At 65.3% G+C, this 16001-nt stretch carries 14 protein-coding genes; all 14 read right to left on the minus strand.

What is annotated here, in order from left to right:
* Window positions 1–12: 12 nt before the first annotated feature.
* On the minus strand, window positions 13–1632 hold the full coding sequence (locus MSB02_RS02640; protein WP_267193661.1) for a hypothetical protein: 1620 nt from the start codon (window positions 1630–1632) through the stop codon (window positions 13–15).
* Between the two features lie 30 nt (window positions 1633–1662).
* On the minus strand, window positions 1663–2208 hold the full coding sequence (locus tag MSB02_RS02645; RefSeq protein WP_267193662.1) for a prepilin-type N-terminal cleavage/methylation domain-containing protein: 546 nt from the start codon (window positions 2206–2208) through the stop codon (window positions 1663–1665).
* Between the two features lie 2 nt (window positions 2209–2210).
* Window positions 2211–3776: a type IV pilus modification PilV family protein gene (locus MSB02_RS02650; RefSeq protein WP_267193663.1), complete on the minus strand. Its 1566-nt coding sequence runs from the start codon at window positions 3774–3776 to the stop codon at window positions 2211–2213.
* A gap of 141 nt (window positions 3777–3917) precedes the next feature.
* Complete coding sequence (locus MSB02_RS02655; protein ID WP_267193664.1) at window positions 3918–4757, minus strand: prepilin peptidase; 840 nt, start codon at window positions 4755–4757, stop codon at window positions 3918–3920.
* A gap of 129 nt (window positions 4758–4886) precedes the next feature.
* Window positions 4887–5300 (minus strand): type IV pilin protein, encoded by a 414-nt coding sequence (locus MSB02_RS02660; RefSeq protein WP_267193665.1) that lies wholly within the window; start codon window positions 5298–5300, stop codon window positions 4887–4889.
* A 99-nt stretch (window positions 5301–5399) separates the two neighbouring features.
* On the minus strand, window positions 5400–6614 hold the full coding sequence (locus tag MSB02_RS02665) for a type II secretion system F family protein (protein WP_267193666.1): 1215 nt from the start codon (window positions 6612–6614) through the stop codon (window positions 5400–5402).
* A gap of 78 nt (window positions 6615–6692) precedes the next feature.
* Window positions 6693–8363, minus strand: a complete 1671-nt coding sequence (locus MSB02_RS02670; RefSeq protein ID WP_323748486.1) for a GspE/PulE family protein — start codon at window positions 8361–8363, stop codon at window positions 6693–6695.
* A gap of 100 nt (window positions 8364–8463) precedes the next feature.
* Window positions 8464–9507 (minus strand): hypothetical protein, encoded by a 1044-nt coding sequence (locus MSB02_RS02675; RefSeq protein WP_267193667.1) that lies wholly within the window; start codon window positions 9505–9507, stop codon window positions 8464–8466.
* Window positions 9508–9512: 5 nt separating this feature from the next.
* On the minus strand, window positions 9513–10040 hold the full coding sequence (locus MSB02_RS02680) for a GTP-binding protein (RefSeq protein ID WP_267193668.1): 528 nt from the start codon (window positions 10038–10040) through the stop codon (window positions 9513–9515).
* Window positions 10041–10057: 17 nt separating this feature from the next.
* The gene (locus tag MSB02_RS02685) at window positions 10058–12094 is read right to left on the minus strand and encodes a DUF4388 domain-containing protein (RefSeq protein WP_267193669.1); all 2037 of its coding nucleotides are present in this window, start codon (window positions 12092–12094) and stop codon (window positions 10058–10060) included.
* A gap of 52 nt (window positions 12095–12146) precedes the next feature.
* Window positions 12147–12764, minus strand: a complete 618-nt coding sequence (locus MSB02_RS10525; RefSeq protein ID WP_323748487.1) for a roadblock/LC7 domain-containing protein — start codon at window positions 12762–12764, stop codon at window positions 12147–12149.
* A 142-nt stretch (window positions 12765–12906) separates the two neighbouring features.
* Entirely contained in the window at window positions 12907–14574 is a 1668-nt protein-coding gene (locus tag MSB02_RS02695; RefSeq protein ID WP_267193670.1) for a GspE/PulE family protein, read from the minus strand.
* The gene (aroE, locus tag MSB02_RS02700) at window positions 14574–15482 is read right to left on the minus strand and encodes a shikimate dehydrogenase (protein WP_267193671.1); all 909 of its coding nucleotides are present in this window, start codon (window positions 15480–15482) and stop codon (window positions 14574–14576) included. Before aroE ends, MSB02_RS02695 begins: the two co-directional genes overlap by 1 nt.
* Window positions 15483–15507: 25 nt before the next feature.
* Window positions 15508–15996: a YqeG family HAD IIIA-type phosphatase gene (locus tag MSB02_RS02705; protein WP_267194113.1), complete on the minus strand. Its 489-nt coding sequence runs from the start codon at window positions 15994–15996 to the stop codon at window positions 15508–15510.
* Window positions 15997–16001 lie beyond the last annotated feature (5 nt).

The following is a 16001-nucleotide window of genomic DNA, read 5'->3' on the forward strand; positions in this document are numbered from 1 at the left end:
ACGCATGGCTGATCACCCTCGCGTCCACAGTCCTGGCGCGAGCAGACCGGAGCCGGAACCGGGTAGCGAGTCGGGCAGATAATCGGGAAGCAACGGGTTGGTGACCAACGTGCAGTTGTTGGCCGTGAACTCCATCTGTGTGGCGAGGACGGTGCCCCTGACCAGCATGTTGTTGGTGGTGAAGTGCGCTGTGCCGAGGCAGTAGTACGCGCCCGCATAATCGGGCAGGATGTCCCTGAGCGCCTCGCGGTCGGAGGCCGATGTGCCGGCCAGCGGGTTGTTGCCTCCCTGGTTGAACCAGATGTCGCCGGGCGTCACCAGTCCGAGCGCCCATTTGTTGTTCTCCCCCTGGACGTTCGTGCCGTAGGGCCGTAGATCGCACTCCATCGCGATATCGCCATTCGCTACGATCGTGCCATTACCGACGTACGTGATCGGACCCGCACTGCGATCGAACGTCACCGGGCCGTCCACGAATACCGTGCCGCTGATGTACAACACGCCGGTAGCCGCGTTGTAGGAGAAATCGTCCCAGCGGTTCGCCGGATACGAGTCGACGCCGGTCGGCCCCGGGCCGGCGATCATCACGCCATCGGTGGTGTTCACCGAACCCCACGCGCCAAAGCTCGTGTTCCCGATCGTGAGCGCAGTGGCACCGGTCCCCAGACTGCTCACCACACCGCTCTCCGGGCCGATGAACTTGTACGGTTGCGATGAACCGGGGTTCGCCATCGCCCTGCTCCAGGTGGTGGTGTTGGGCGGTTGCATGTTGTCATACCGCGCGGGGTCGTTCTCGATGTCGGTCTCGAGGTTGATGAGATCGGTCGACCCCATGATGTTGTCGAACGACTCGTCCTTGGCCAGTTGTGCCGACTCCTCGATGCCCACCTGGTCGAGCGGCGGCAGCGAGATCTCCGGAACCCTCGATACACGCGTACCGACGTACACGCCAACACCCTTGCCCGTACCGCTTCCGGTGTTCTCGGGGATGGCCGGCAGCCCGTCGGTAGGGATGCCGTCGCAATAGACCTTGATCGGCTGCACCTCGATGCCGAGCCAGGAGTTCGGGTTCTTGCGGCGTATCACGCCGTTCTTCACGAAGAGCGGACCCTCGAGCACAGCCATGTTCGCCTGGATGTTGAGGTCGCCCTGCATGTAGAACGGGCCCACGATGCTCGACGTGCCGTTCAGCGCCGAGGAGCCGCTCATCAGCGAGTCGGAGCCGGTGGAGAGGTTCATCTCCCACAGGTTGATGAAGTAGAACCGCTGCTGGACCGTCTCGGTCACGCCATCAGGACCCGTTCCCACCGACGTGAGCACCCACTCGCTGTCGCCCAGATCCTCGATCGTGATCGAGTAGGCCCCGTCCGGTGTCGACCCCACGATCGGACCGCCTGCGGCCATGGCCACGGCAGTTGCCTCCGTGAACGTGGACAGGACCTCGTCCAGCCCGCTCGAGGCGACGCGGAACGCCTTGGTGTCGTTCTCCATCTGCACGGACTCGTGTAGCGCCTGGCTCGCGATGGTGTAGCTCGTCACCGCCAGGATCGAGATGACCACGCCGATCCCGAGCACAGTGACGAGGGCGACCCCGCGGTCGTCCCTGATCATCGAACGCAGTCTGCGCCCCATTCTGACCCGCTCCTTCAGCATCAGCTGACCTCAGTTCCGTATGAAGACCGTGCGGCTGTCGCTCAGTGTTGAGTCACGGTACGACACCATCAGCGTGACCTCCACGTGTGTGGCGTCGTTCGCCACATCACTCATGTCCGTGATCTCGCCATCAGGACCGTAGTACCGGAACAGCGGCACACCTGCTGCGATGTTGGCATTCGACTCCGACCACACGGTCTGCTCGGCCGTACCACTGGCGGCCGTCCCCCGCGTGACGAGTAGCTGCGTTCCGTTCACTTCGAACTGCCAGCGCTCCTGAACGCCATCCGCGTTCTGGTCGGTGAAGACGGCGACCCGGTTCTGCTGGACACCGGGGTAGCTGACATCGAACCCGAGGGACTGGGTGAACACCTGATCGACCAGGTCCAGCGGCGCGGCTATCTCCTCGCTCACGAGCGCCTGCTCGTCGCTGAAGGCCGTGCCGCTCATCGCGATATGCATACCGCCGTAGGCGACGCCCATGATGATGCCGAGCAGACCGATCACGGCGATCAGTTCGCTGAGCGTATAACCGTCATCGTGGCGAAGAGACATCGTCACCACGTTCCTTCAGTGAACGTGTACGTGCCGGAAGCGCTGGACGCGGTGCTCACGGTGTTGGAGACCACCGTCTGAGCGGTACCGCCACTGTAGCCCTCAGGAGTGAACGTGACCTCGACCCGGTACGAACGCACCGGGAAGCTCATGTTCTTGCCGCTCACCTCGACCGTGTCCTCACACGTTGCGGATGGCCCTGTCTGGACCACGGTCTCAGCGCCATCGGTGATCCGATAGAACGTATACGTGATGCCGTCGGATACCGGGAACTGCGGCAGTGAGCCACTCAGGTTCGACGTGACGACGTAGGAATACGTGCTCCCCTGTCTGCTGGCGTCCACTGTGTAGGTGCCTGAAACGAGCGGCCGTGACACGAATATGGTGTTGACCCAGCCGGAGCGCCAACGCGGACTCTTGGCGCGCACGTGTGTGATGTAGCGCCGGAAAGGCAGCGTTTCGATAGCGTGAGACATCGTGTCGCCATCGTAAGCGCTCGCGTCGGACCACTCGTACGAGTCGACGTAGTTCCAACCGAGCCACGACTCCTCGTAGGTATCCCACAGATCCTGCCGGTGCCAGACCACATCGTACCCCTCGGCGCCGTGAGACCCGTCCATCACCTTGGGCCAGGAGATCGATGTGCTCGTTGCCGACTCAGGCAGCGCCGCCACCGATGCCGGGGCAGGCGGCGCGAAGTTGTCCACGAGGTAGTAGCGGACCACGTCGTCCGATCGCGCCGGGGTGGCATTGTCGGTGACGGTGGCCTTCAGGGTGCGCCACCCGTCCTGTACCTGTCGCACGTCATACGGAGCACCCACCTCCGGATACACCGTCTCGATCTCGTTGGTGTCCCACATGAACAGCAGGAGCGTGGAGCTAAACGACTGTGTGCCGCCAGGCCAGACGGCAGGGTCTCCATCAGGGTTCTCGCAGGGGAAGCCGTACGACACCTGCACGCTGGCGATAGTCCGGCCTTCGGCAGCGGCCGCCTCGACGTCGATGTAGAACGGCTGTGCGGCCGTGCTGTACTGTTCGGGCTCAAGCCCCAGCGGGGCCCACGAGGTGTCCCAGGCCACGGCGCGGTCAGGCGGCATCAACGAACCCCAGGTGATCGTCGGGTCCAGCGCGTCCGAAGGCGTGGTGAGGAACTGTTCCCTGTCGCGGACCGTCACCTCTGTGCTGGTGTTCGTCACCCCTCCGCGGCCATCGGCGATGGTGATGTCCACCACGAGCGTCTTCAGGGCGTCGTTGCCCACCACGGGGGTGACGGTGGGATGGATCGTGATGGTATACCCGTTGGTCACCTGGACCGTCTCGGTGGTAAGCACGCCACCTTCTGTCACCAGGGCGACATCCTCGAACGGCAACGCGTGCACCGACTCGATGTACGCGTTGAGCGCGTTGGTGAGGATGTTCTTCTCTTTAGCCTGGGCGCCCATCAGCGTGGTGCGACCCACAAGGCCGAGCACACCCGATAGGATGATGAACATGATGACCGCCGCCGCCATGATCTCGACGATCGTCATACCGTCATCGCGCCGCGCCCGTTCCCAGATGCCCCTCATCTGTCCCACTTCCATCCAACACGCCATGGACGACATCGCACTATGCGCATGCCGCTGTTGCATGGCTCTGTCTGCTGTATCGGCAGTGGCCGCGCCTCACTTGAGCGTCCGGCTTCCTCGCCGAGCATTCTAGCAGCCCGTTCACGCGATACCCACGAGGCTCAGATAGCCGCTCACGAGCGCAGGTCCAAGGACGGCTGTTATGGCAGCACCAGCGGCAAGCCACGGGCCGAACGGGACACGCCGTTGCGAGAGGTCGCGCCCACGCGCGATGACCGCGCCGCCGACCGCTCCGAGGAGACTGGCGACGAAGAAGGTCACGAGAACGTACGGACCAAGGAACAAGCCGAGCGCACCGAGCAACTTGACATCTCCCATACCGAACCCGCTCCGCCCTCGTATCGCGCTGTACACGAATGCGATCATCGCTGGCAGACCCGCACCGAGCAGCACCCCGATGAGCGAGAGGGCGAGCGGGTGCGCAGCCACACCGCTAGCACCGTCCGCGGTAAGAGGCACGACATGCGCCCCACCGAGCTCCGAGAGAAGAGCGCCAAGAAGCCCGACGGCTGCGAGCGTGGCGACGAGCGGGTTCGGCAGCCGCATGTGCTCGAGGTCGATCAGCGAGAGCGCGAGCAGGAACCAGAAGAGCGCCGCACCGAACAGAGCGCGCGCACCCGGCCCCCACACGAGAGCCGCCGCAACGAAGAGCGCGCCCGATACCGCCTCGACAAGCGGATACCGCGGAGCGATCGGCTTGTGGCAGTGACGGCAACGGCCACGCAGAACGAGCCACGAGACCACAGGGATGTTGTCGTACCAGGCGATCGGTGTGTCGCAGCCGGGGCAGTGCGAGCCGGGGTGCGCGATGGACTCACCGCGCGGGACACGCCAGATCACGACGTTGGCGAAACTGCCGAACAGCAGCCCGAAGAGTCCCATCGAGAGAGTGAAGTACCACCCGGGGATGTCGAACGCCACGCCACACCTCTCGTTGCACGGATGTCAGCGCACAGCATACCGCAGATGGCACCGGGCGAAGCAAAGGACCGGCGGTCGCCCGCCGGTCCTTTGCTCACGTGCACCGGATGAACTCCGGCTTGGTGAAGGCTACTCGTAGTTGTGCTCTCCGCCAGTACCGTCTCCGTCGACGTCAAACACACACGAGAAGTCGCCATCGGTAACCGTGTATGCAGTCGTACCGTCAGACGGGCACACGGTGGAGCCGTCCCAGTCCTTCACGTAGATGCCTGTCGTGCCGTCGGCCGCCTCCGCGGTTCCGAGCGCAGCCTCGGCAGTTGCCAGGTCATCAATGGTGGTCTTGTCGTTGTTCGGGTTCGCCGCAGCCCACTGCTCGGTTGCACCGTCGAGGGTACGCAGGTTCGACTGGCAGGCGCTCCTGCGCGCCGAATCACTGGCCGCGTTGAACACAGGGATAGCGATAGCAACAAGGATACCGATAATGAGAACCACGACCATGAGCTCGACGAGGGTGAAGCCCTCATCCTTCCTGAACATCCGCATCGATGTTCACCTCCCTTTCACTTGCGGACATGAGCGGGAATCCCCGCTAGTACACTTATCGGCAGTGCGGTTCGGGACTTTAGAACGAATCCCGCAAAGTCAGGCCACCATCGTGACGGCCTGGAACATCGGCATGTAGAGCGCGATAACGATGCCGCCAACCACAACTGCCAGCACGACCATGATGATCGGCTCCATGGCCGAGGCGAGACCGTCGATCGCGGTGCCCACCTCTTCGTCGTAGAAGTCGGCGATCTTGATGAGCATCTGGTCGAGCGCTCCGGTCTCCTCGCCCACGGCCACCATCTGCACGACCATGCCGGGGAACACCGGCGATTCGCCCAGCGGTTTGGCGATGGTCTCGCCTTCCTTGATCGCTCCCCGCGCCGACTTGAGGGCGCGGGTGACCACCTCATTGCCTGCGGTGTCAGCCACGATATCCATCGCCGAAAGAATCGGGACGCCTGCCGCCACAAGCGTGCCGAACGTACGGGTGAAGCGGGCCACCGACGTCTTGCGGATGATGTTGCCGGCCACGGGCATCCGGAGTTTGATGCCGTCCCAGATGAACTTGCCCGAGTCGGTCTTGGTCCACTGCTTGAACACGAAGAACAGGATCACGAGCACGATGGCAGTGATCACGCCCTTGATGCTCGCAACGTAATCGGACATGGCAACGAGTACCTGGGTCGGAAGCGGCAACTCCTGCCCTGCGCCACTGAACATCTCGATGAACGTCGGCACCACGAACACCATCATCGCGATGACCACGACCACCACAAGGATGGAGATGACCATCGGGTACATCATCGCGGACTTCACGCGTCCCCTGAGGTGGGCGTCCTGCTCGAAAAGGTCCGCCACGCGTAGGAGCACCTCGTCGAGCACACCGCCGGTCTCGCCTGCCTTCACCATGTTGTAGAAGAGCGGCGGGAAGATCTTGGGATGCTTCATCATCGCCTCGGAAAGCGACTGACCGGCCTCCACGTCACGGTTGAGTTGCGCGATGATGTCGCGCATCTCCTTGTTCTCCGCCTGATCGGCGAGGATGCTCAGGCACTTCGTGAGCGAGAGGCCCGCGTTGATCATCGTCGCGAACTGTCGCGCGAAGATGGTCACGTCCTTGATCTTGACCGACGTGCCGAACTGGATCTTGTTGAGTTGCGCGAGACGGTCCTCGTCGAGGTCGAGGATGATATAGCCCATCTGGCGGAGTTTGGTAGCGACCGCTTCGCGGCTCTCCCCCTCGAGCTTGCCGCTCACGACCCTGCCGGTCTTGTCACGGACGTTGTACTTGAAGGTGGTTGTGGCCATCACCCACTCCTTAACCAGGGATCCCCTGAACACGATAGTACACTCGGCATGCCAGAGCACGAACTGAAGGGCCGCCCGTCACACGATGACCCGCGAGACCTCCTCGATCGAGGTCTGGCCCTGGCGACACTTCTCGAGGCCGTCCTGCTTGAGCGTGAGCATCCCCTGCTGCATCGCCACCTCGCGGATCGCCTCGGCGGTGGCCTCCTTGATCGTGAGGTCGCCGATCTCCTCGGAGATCATCATGACCTCGTGGATACCGACACGTCCGCGGTAGCCGGTGCCGCCGCACTTCTTGCAGCCTTTGGGCCGCCATAGGCGCTCGGGCAGCGCATCCTCGGCGAATCCCGCGTCAAGCGCCAGCTGCTTGCTCGGCTTGTACTCCTCTTTGCAGTCGGAGCACAACCGCCGTCCCAGGCGCTGGGCGAGCACGCAATCGACCGCGGAGGCCACGAGGAACGGCTCCACGCCCATCTCGGTGAGTCGGGTGATGGCGCCGGCCGCGTCGTTGGTGTGCAGCGTGGAGAGGACGAGGTGGCCGGTGAGCGCCGACTCGATGGCGATCTTGGCCGTCTCCTGGTCGCGGATCTCACCCACGAGGATGATGTCGGGCGAACAGCGCAGGAACGAGCGCAACGCCCGTGCGAACGTGAGGCCGGCCTTCACGTTGGTCTGCACCTGATTCACGCCTGCGAGGCGGTACTCCACCGGGTCCTCAGCTGTGAGGATGTGTTTCGCGGGCGTGTTGAGGACGTTGATGGCAGCGTAAAGGGTCGTCGACTTGCCCGAGCCGGTGGGACCGGTGACCAGAATGGCGCCGTAGGGCTTGCGGAAGGACGACTCGAACCGCTCGAGCGCCGACGGCAGGAAGCCGAGGTCCGTCAGCCGCAGCATGATGTTGTCCTTGCGCAGGATACGAAGCACCACGCGCTCGCCGTAGACGGTGGGCAGCGTGGACACACGGAAGTCCATCGCGTGCCCGCCGATGGTGAGCGCCGTGTGACCGTCCTGCGGCTTGCGGGTCTCGGCGATGTCCATGTCGGCCATGATCTTGAACCGCGATATCATCGCCTGCTGCGTGGACTTGGGGCTCCGCATCATCTCGTGCAGCACACCGTCGATACGGTACCGGACGCGGAGGTCCTTCTCCTGCGGCTCGATGTGGATGTCGCTCGACCTGTCAGCCACAGCGCGGTTGATGATGTAGTTCACGAGCTTGACCACTGGCGCATCGTCGGTGATCTCGGTCATGTCCTCGAGCGTGAGCTCCGCCGTGTCGCCCCCGGCGTCGAGGTCTTCCTCGCTCATCGTGGTGGCGACCTTGTAGAACTCGTCGACAGCCGCGACGATGCTGTCCTTGGTGGAGATGGCCGGGGCGATCTCGTACCCGGTGATGATGCGGAGGTCGTCGAGCGCAAGCACGTTCTGCGGGTCGGCCATAGCAACCACAAGGTGGTCGTCTTCGATCTCGATAGGCATCAACGTGTAGCGGATCGCCAGCTCACGCGGTACGAGGGCGATCGCGTTGGCATCGGGACGCTTCACCGAGAAGTCGATGTACGGGATCCCGATCTGCTTGGCCATCACCGACAGGATCCCGCCCTGCGTGGCGTATCCCAGGTCGACCAGGACCTTGCCGAGCGGGCTCCCGGTGACCTTGTGGATCTCTATGGCGTCTGCAAGCTGGCGTTCGGTGATGATGCCCGCGCGCAGGAGCAGCATCCCTAGCCGCTCACCGGCTTCAGCCACGAATCATCGCCCCTCTGCGATCGGATACGACGTAAGCGGTACACCCGCATGCCGATAGTACGACAGATGCGGTGCTCCGCGACAGACGCCGATGCCGGCCTCAGCGATCGCGCGTGGCGTGCAGGTCGCCGAGCAGGATGGCGGCCAGGCGCTGGAACTCGGCATGGCTTCTCGTGCCGGGCTTGACGCCCACGCGTCCCGGACCCGCCGTGAAGTGCAGCTCGACCGGCGCCACGAGCGAGTACTCGGGGATGGAGGAGGCATCCACGACGGACGGCTCTGCGACAGCCGTTGCCGGTGCAGGCTCCCGTACCGGCGCGGCGGCGGGTGCGGGCTCCGGCGTCGGTTCGGAGGCCGTTGCGGGTTCGGGCTCGGGCACAGGTTCGGGCTCGGGCACAGGTGCAGGTGCAGGTGCCGGAGCGGGCGACGACAGTGCCTGACCGATCGACGGCGGGGGCATCAGGGGCGGCGCCTCGAATGAAGGCTCCGGGTCGCCGACCGACTCGGCGGGGACAGTCGCCTCCTGCTGCCCGGACGGCATGAGCGGCTGCTGCTCCTCGGCCACGCGCATGAGCCGCTCGAGCTCGTCGCCGAGCGAGTAGCCGGGCATGGCGGCCACCGCTGGCTGCGATGCGGGTTCGGTGGCGGGCATTCGGGGCGACAGAGCGGCTGGCGAAGGATCCGCCGCGGGTGCGGGTGGTGCGACCGCGGGTGTCTCCGGGGCAGGCGGAACTGCCGCCTGACGGGCAACGGGCTCCTCCACCTCTGTGGAGACCTCTGCGTGATCGCGTACGGTCAGCGGAGGACGAGCCGGGCTCACGTGTTCCGGTTCGGAGCGGTGCACCTCGGGGATACGGAACGGAGCGACCTCGGCTTCCCGGGATATGACCGGCGTTGTCGCGCTCGATCTGCCGCTCGCCACGGGGCCACGCGGAACAGCGGCACCCTCCCGGGGCGCCGCGAAGAGATCGCCCGAATCCTCGGCGAGATAGCGCGCCTCGGCATCATGCTGGTCGTCATGCTCCGCGACGTGGCTCGCCCTGCGTACCGCGGCACGATAGCTCGCGATCGCGTAGACGAGATACGCGAGCAGGACGACGACGAGCAGCGCGATCCCCCCGAGGATGTAGAGCCCCTGGTCCATCACCCTCAGTCCATGCTGTCGAGGATCCGATAGAGCAGCCCCAGCAGGACCGCCTTAACGCTCTCTTTCTCGCGGGCGTCCACCGGCAGCAGCGGCACGGTGTCCTCGAGCGCGATGGCGGAGCGCACCCGCCGCAACGTCTTGACGTCGGTGGCCGGGACCTTGTTGGCCGCCACCACGAACGGCACGTCGGACATCTCCTTGAAGAAGGCGATCATCGCCTTGGCGTCCTCGAACGAGCCTTCATCCTCGGCATCCACGATCAGCACGAATCCCAGCATGCCCTCCGAGAGCGTCTCCCACATGAAGGAGAACCGCTCCTGACCGGGAGTGCCGAAGAGATACAGCACCACGTCGTCGGAGATCGTGATGCGGCCGAAGTCCATGGCGACCGTGGTCTCGCCGCTGCCCTCGCCCGAGGCGTCGCTGATCTGGCGCTCGGTGGAGAGCACCGTGATCTCGCTGACCGCCTTGATGAAGGTCGTCTTACCGGCATTGAACGGACCGGTGACGATGACTTTGACCGACTGCATGCGCGCTCCGTCCCTTGTCAGAGATCCTCGATGCCCTGGATGATCTGCTCGAGCAACTCTTTATCCACTGTCTGGTCGATGTGGAGCCTGCCGCCCTCTCCCGGCTCGGGTATCGCATTCACGGTGGTCACCGGTCGGGCGCGACCGGTACCTCCGCCGGTCAGCGCGGTCAGCTCGTCGCCGAGACCACCGCTCAGACCGCTGCCGGTATCGAACTCCGCAAGGAACGAGTCGGTTGAGATGTACTCCCCGGTGCTCTGCTCCTCGCCGAAATCGGTCTCGGACGCGATGACCCCCGAACCTTCTTCGGCAGACGCGCCGAGCGACTCGAGCAGCGAGTCGAGATCCTGGTCGGACCCGCCTTCGGGCGCGGCGGTCTCCGCGACGCCTTCCTCCGCAGGCGCCTGCTCTACCGGCGCCTCCTCTGCGGGCGGCTGCTCTACCGGCGCTGGCTCCTCGGAGATGGACTGCACGAACTCGGCCCAGTCCGACTCCGACCCGCTCTCCACCTCGACCGCCGCCTGCTCCATCTCGGACATCGGTGGGCGGCTCTCGCTCACGGGCTCCGGCTCCAGCAACTCGGGCGGATACTCGCCGAGACCAAGGGTGCGCAGGTCGCTCTCGAAGTCGCCGGTAGGCATGAACTGCGATGGCTCCGTCTCCGCCACCGGCGGAGCGGGAATCTCGGCGAGATCCGACTCCGGTATGGCGCCGAAGCCTACGTCGTCACTGTCCGCCGCGGGCGTCTCGTACGTCTCGGCCTCCGCAGGCGGCTGGTGCTCCTCAACGACCGAAGATGGTTCCTGATCCTGGACATCATCCGCCGGTGGCTGTGCGATGCCCATCTCGGCGAGCAAGGCCGACTCGTCCCACGCGTCCTCCACCGTGGGAGCGTAGGGCACGACCGGCGTCTCATCGGCGGTCTCCGGCTCGTACCCGAGCTGGGGGAACTCATCGAGGGGCTCCTCAGGCGCGGCCGGCGGCTCCTCCTCAAGCGTCTCAGCAGCAGCGGCATCGTGCGGGGAGAGGACCGCCTCCATCATCTCTGTGAAGACCGCCATGTCATCGTCGCTGGGCGGTTCCGCGCCCACCGAGAGGAATTCGGGCATCTCCGGAGCGGCGCGCACGTCCTCCCCCGCCGGCGCCTCCTCCGGCTGCTTCTCGACCGCCGTGTCCTCCGGGGCGTGCACTTCGGGCTCCGACTCCACCACTGCGGATGCGTCCGCCTCGGGTTCGGACGCCGACGGGCCGGACGCTTCACGCTCAGCACGCGCGGCGGCAGCACGCGCCCGCTTCTCCTCGCGAGCGGCACGCTCGGCCCGCAGCCTCTCGACCTCCTCATCCGACGGCACCTCGAGCAAACCTGCCGAGAAGAGACCGTAGATGACGCGCGCAACCTCGAAGTCGGTGCTGCGCACCTCCTCGGCAAGCTCACGCACCGAGCGCGTACCGTCGATCAGAAGGAGCAGGTTCCACTCCACGGGCTTCAGCGAGATCTCGAAGGTTCCCTCGCCCGGAGCTGTGGCCATCTTGAAGACCATGTCAGCCGACGGGACCTTCTTCTTGATGCGGTTCCACTCCTCGAGCCGCCGGCTGCCCTCCATGACGATGTTCTCAACGGAGACCGACAGGCCGATGTCCTCGTGCAGGACCTCCGGCAAGACCTCGAAGTCGAAGTCGCCTTCGTCCCACCGCATGATGTCGAAGATCGTGTCCTGGATCTGCTCCTGGACGAAGGTCTCGAGGACGTGCTGGGTGATGTAACCCTCGCTCACCAGGATCTCGCCGAGCCGGCGCTCGCCGCCCTCGGCCTTGTGCATCTCCAGCGCACGTTCGAGCGCCGCCGGCGTTATCCGCTGCGCGCTCACCAGCCGATCGCCAAGCAGCTCATGGCGCCAGTTGGACTGCGCGAAGAACACGTCGCCGTCGCGGAACCAGATACTGCCTTCCGCGTCGGGACGGACGATGCGCAGCACTCCGGTCTTCCCGCTCAGCTGAACGAGCTGGAAGACGTCTGGAAGACTGAAGTCCTTGAGGTTGCCGCGCAGTGCCATCGCTTCGAACCGTCACTCCCCCGGGGCATCGTATAGTGCCGGTGCGTGCGGATCAGCCAAGAACGTTGCCGATGCGCTCCGCTATAGCCTTCATGTCGTACAGGACGAGCCCCAGTTTCGCGCTGGGATCGGCCATCGCCGTGAGGACCGCCCTGCTTCCTGCGGCGATCAGCAGCACGTAGCCGTTCTCCCCCTCGATGAAGACCTGCGAGAGGTGACCCCTGCCGAGTTCGGCCGCCGCGCGCTCGCCGAGACCGAGGATCGCGGCCGACATCGCGCCCACGCGGTCGGCCTGCATGCCCGCCGGCAGCGCCGACGCCATCGTGAAGCCGTCAAGGCTCACAAGCGCAGCGGCCTGGATGTCGCCGTCCTCGCGCATGAGCTCGTCGAGCGCCTGCGCCAGCTGCTCCTCGCGGCTCATCTGCCGTGTCGTGGCCTGTGGACGCGCCGCCTGCGGCTCCGCGGGCTGAGGCGCCGGAGCAGCGGCCGGCGCAACGGGAGCGGCCTGCCGCGCCGGCTGGGCCGCCGGCGCCGGAGCCTGGGCGGGAACGGTCTGCGCGGGCTGGGGTGTGACCGGAACGACGACCGGCGCGCCGAGCAGGTCGTCGTCGTCGTACGACTCGTCATCGGTGTCGCTGATGAAATAGTCGCCGATGCCCTTGTCCACCATCGTGTCGTCACCTCCGGGAGCGGCCGTCAAACAGACCGGGGGGTCGTAATGGCGTGCGCGACCAGACCCGACCTGGGGCAAGCAGTCTCAGTCTCTCACGTCGCCGATACCGAAACAACCGGGAAAACGCAGGTCGGACGTGCTAGACGACCACCCGCATGATCTCTTCGATCGAGGTGAGACCGGCCAGGACCTTCTCGAATCCGTCGTCACGGAGCGTCTTCATGCCCTCGTCCACGGCGATGCGGGCGATCTCATCACCGGACGCATGATCCACGCATGCCCGCTCGATAGACTCGGTCACGGTCATCACCTCATGCACACCCATCCGACCCTTGTAGCCGATGTCGTTGCACTTCACACAACCGACCGCCCGATAGAGCTTCGGGGGTCGTCCGGGCTCGTACGGGAATCCGATCCGCTGCAGCACCTCTTCCTCGGGGACGTACTGCTCCTTGCACTCCTTGCACAGTCGCCGGGCGAGCCGCTGGGCGAGCACGCAGTTGATCGCCGAGGCGGAGAGGAATGGTTCCACGCCCATCTCCGTGAGACGGGTGAGCGCCGAGGGGGCGTCGTTGGTGTGCAGGGTGGAAAGGACAAGGTGCCCCGTGAGAGCGGCCTCGATCGCGATCGTGGCGGTCTCCTTGTCGCGGATCTCGCCGATCATCACGACGTCGGGGTCCTGGCGGAGGATCGACCGCAGAGCCGCCGCGAACGTGAGGCCCGCCTTCTCGTGTACCTGCACCTGAGAGAGCCCCTCGAGACGGTACTCGACCGGATCCTCGACCGTGATGAGGTTCACGGTGGGCCTCGTCGTCTTGTTGATGGCGGCGTACAGCGTGGTGGACTTACCCGAACCGGTCGGGCCCGTCACCAGAAGGGCGCCGTACGGGCGCGAGATCGCCTCCATCACGCGCTCCATCGGCTGCTCAAGGAACCCGAGGTCCTCGAGCGACATGAGGATGGCGTCCTTGCGCAGGAGACGCATGACCGACATCTCGCCATGGACCGTGGGCAGGACAGCCACCCGGAAGTCGACCGACTTGCCGTCGAGCATCACGCCGAAACGGCCGTCCTGCGGTATGCGGCGTTCAGCGATGTCCATGTTGCACTGGATCTTGAGCCGGCTCATCAGCTGTCTGTGTATCTTCTTAGGGCTCCGCATGATCTCCTGGCACACGCCGTCGATGCGGAACCTCACCCGGAGGTCGTTCTCACCGGGCTCGATGTAGATGTCGCCGGCGCCCTGGCGGATGGCCTCGGTCACGACGTGGTTGAGGATCTTGGCGACCGGCGCCTCCTCATCCTGCACATCCACGCGGTCATCCTCGACGGTGGCCGACACGTCTTCGATGTCGCCGACCATCTCTTCGACGTTCGCCTGCATGCTCTGCTGCTTGTCGAGAGCGGCCAGCAGATCGCTCTCCGTGGCCACGACCACGCGGATGTCGTATCCTGTGACGATACGGATGTCGTCGATCGCCAGGACGTTGGCAGGATCGGCCATCGCCACCACGAGCTCGTCGTCCTGCACCTTGATGGGGAGGCATGTGTGCCGCCGCGCCAGATCGATGGGAAGCATGGTCACAGCGCTCGCATCGACATCGATGGCGCCGAGATCCACGAAGGTCAGCCCCATGCTCTCAGCAACCGCCTGGGCGATCGCGTTCTCCTTCACGATGCCCTCGCCGACCAGGACGCCGCTCAGCGACCGGCCAGAGGTGTCCGAAAGGGCAGCGTCGAGCTGCTCCTGCGTGATCACCCCGGAGTCGACCAGAACGCGGCCGAGCCGCTTTCCGGAGGCGGCCATCACGAGTCATCGCCCCCGCCGGCGCCGGTTGAGAGCGCCTCGAGCGCAGTCTCAGCGGCGGCCCGCATGACATCGCGCGGGGTGCGTGACTGCGCGACCTCGCCGCCGGCCCAGATGTCGATCGCGAGGGCTCCCTGCGCGACCAGCATCCCGAGTCCGCCGATGCCGTGTGCGCCCACCTGAGCGGCAGCTCGCAGGAGCGGCGTCTCCGGACGCTGATACAGCATGTCGAGCACGACCTGGCCTTCGCGGAGCCATGACGCGGGAACAGGGCTCGGGTCGTCGAGACTCATGCCCACCGGCGTCGCGTTCACCACGAGATCGGCGCTGCGCACTGCGTCAGCTGCTGATCCATCCAGGGGATAGGCCGTCGCGGTGGTGCCACGCAGATGGTTCGAGACCCTCGCGAGCACGGATTCCGCACGCGCGGGATCGCGATTCACCAGCACCACACTGGAGCTTCGCGCAAGGATGAACGCCGTCACCGCGGCGCCGGCGGCGCCGCCTGCCCCGATTATCGCAACACTCGCCCCAGCCGGATCGAAACCCGCGTCATCCGCCAGCGACTCCAGCATACCGCGCCCATCGGTGTTGTAGCCGATCAGGCGGCCGTCGACGCAGTGGACCGTATTGACGGCGCCCGCCATCTGCGCGAGGGTCGCCGTCTCGTCGCACAGCTCCAACATCGCCTGCTTGTACGGCATGGTCACGTTGAAGCCCACGAACGGCAGACGTCTCGCGGCCTCCGTGAACGCGAGCAGGGCGTGTTGGTCGGTTACGCCGAAGGGCAGACACGCCCAGTTGAGGCCGAGCGATTCGTAGGCAGCGTTGTGCATCACGGGCGACAGCGACTGCGCGATCGGCCAGCCGATGACGGCGGTCGGTCGTGTCCGTCCGTTGATGATCACGCGCCACCTCTCCCTGTCATCGCCCTCAGGCCTCGGGGTTCCTCCCCGCCATTATGCGCTGTTCCAGCCGTCGAAGCACCCGGGTGTGAGGCAGGTCCACGTGCGTGAGGGGCTCCACCAGGACCGTCACCGCCCCGGCGCAGTTGCCGCCGAGGATATCCGTGAACAGCTGATCGCCGATCATCGCACACGCACCCGGCTCCGAGCCGAGCAGTCTCATAGCCCTGCGTATGCCGAATGGCAAGGGCTTGCCCGCCTTGGGCACCACGGGGAAGCCGAGCGCCGCGGCCCGCTCGTGGACGTCATCGTGCCAGTTGTTGGAGACGAAACAGACTGAGAACCCCCGACCGGGCAACGTAGCGAGCCAGTCACGGATCTCAGGCACCACGGTGGTCGAATGATGTGGCGAAACGGTGTTGTCGAGATCGAGCAACAGCGAATCGACACCGGTGGCCTTGAGCGCGTCGAGATCGATCGCGCACACGCCGGTCACGTAGTGGTCGGGTCTGAACAGCGCGC

Origin of the sequence: Anaerosoma tenue (assembly GCF_023161965.1) — a bacterium.
Lineage (GTDB): Bacteria > Actinomycetota > Coriobacteriia > Anaerosomatales > Anaerosomataceae > Anaerosoma > Anaerosoma tenue.

What these genes read in the sequence shown, in the direction of transcription:
- MSB02_RS02640 (WP_267193661.1), bottom strand. Translation starts at nt 1,632, where the DNA reads ATGGGGCGCAGACTGCGTTCGATGATCAGGGACGACCGCGGGGTCGCC.
- MSB02_RS02645 (WP_267193662.1), bottom strand. Translation starts at nt 2,208, where the DNA reads ATGTCTCTTCGCCACGATGACGGTTATACGCTCAGCGAACTGATCGCC.
- MSB02_RS02650 (WP_267193663.1), bottom strand. Translation starts at nt 3,776, where the DNA reads ATGAGGGGCATCTGGGAACGGGCGCGGCGCGATGACGGTATGACGATC.
- MSB02_RS02660 (WP_267193665.1), bottom strand. Translation starts at nt 5,300, where the DNA reads ATGCGGATGTTCAGGAAGGATGAGGGCTTCACCCTCGTCGAGCTCATG.
- MSB02_RS02665 (WP_267193666.1), bottom strand. Translation starts at nt 6,614, where the DNA reads ATGGCCACAACCACCTTCAAGTACAACGTCCGTGACAAGACCGGCAGG.
- MSB02_RS02675 (WP_267193667.1), bottom strand. Translation starts at nt 9,507, where the DNA reads ATGGACCAGGGGCTCTACATCCTCGGGGGGATCGCGCTGCTCGTCGTC.
- MSB02_RS02680 (WP_267193668.1), bottom strand. Translation starts at nt 10,040, where the DNA reads ATGCAGTCGGTCAAAGTCATCGTCACCGGTCCGTTCAATGCCGGTAAG.
- MSB02_RS02685 (WP_267193669.1), bottom strand. Translation starts at nt 12,094, where the DNA reads ATGGCACTGCGCGGCAACCTCAAGGACTTCAGTCTTCCAGACGTCTTC.
- MSB02_RS10525 (WP_323748487.1), bottom strand. Translation starts at nt 12,764, where the DNA reads ATGGTGGACAAGGGCATCGGCGACTATTTCATCAGCGACACCGATGAC.
- MSB02_RS02695 (WP_267193670.1), bottom strand. Translation starts at nt 14,574, where the DNA reads ATGGCCGCCTCCGGAAAGCGGCTCGGCCGCGTTCTGGTCGACTCCGGG.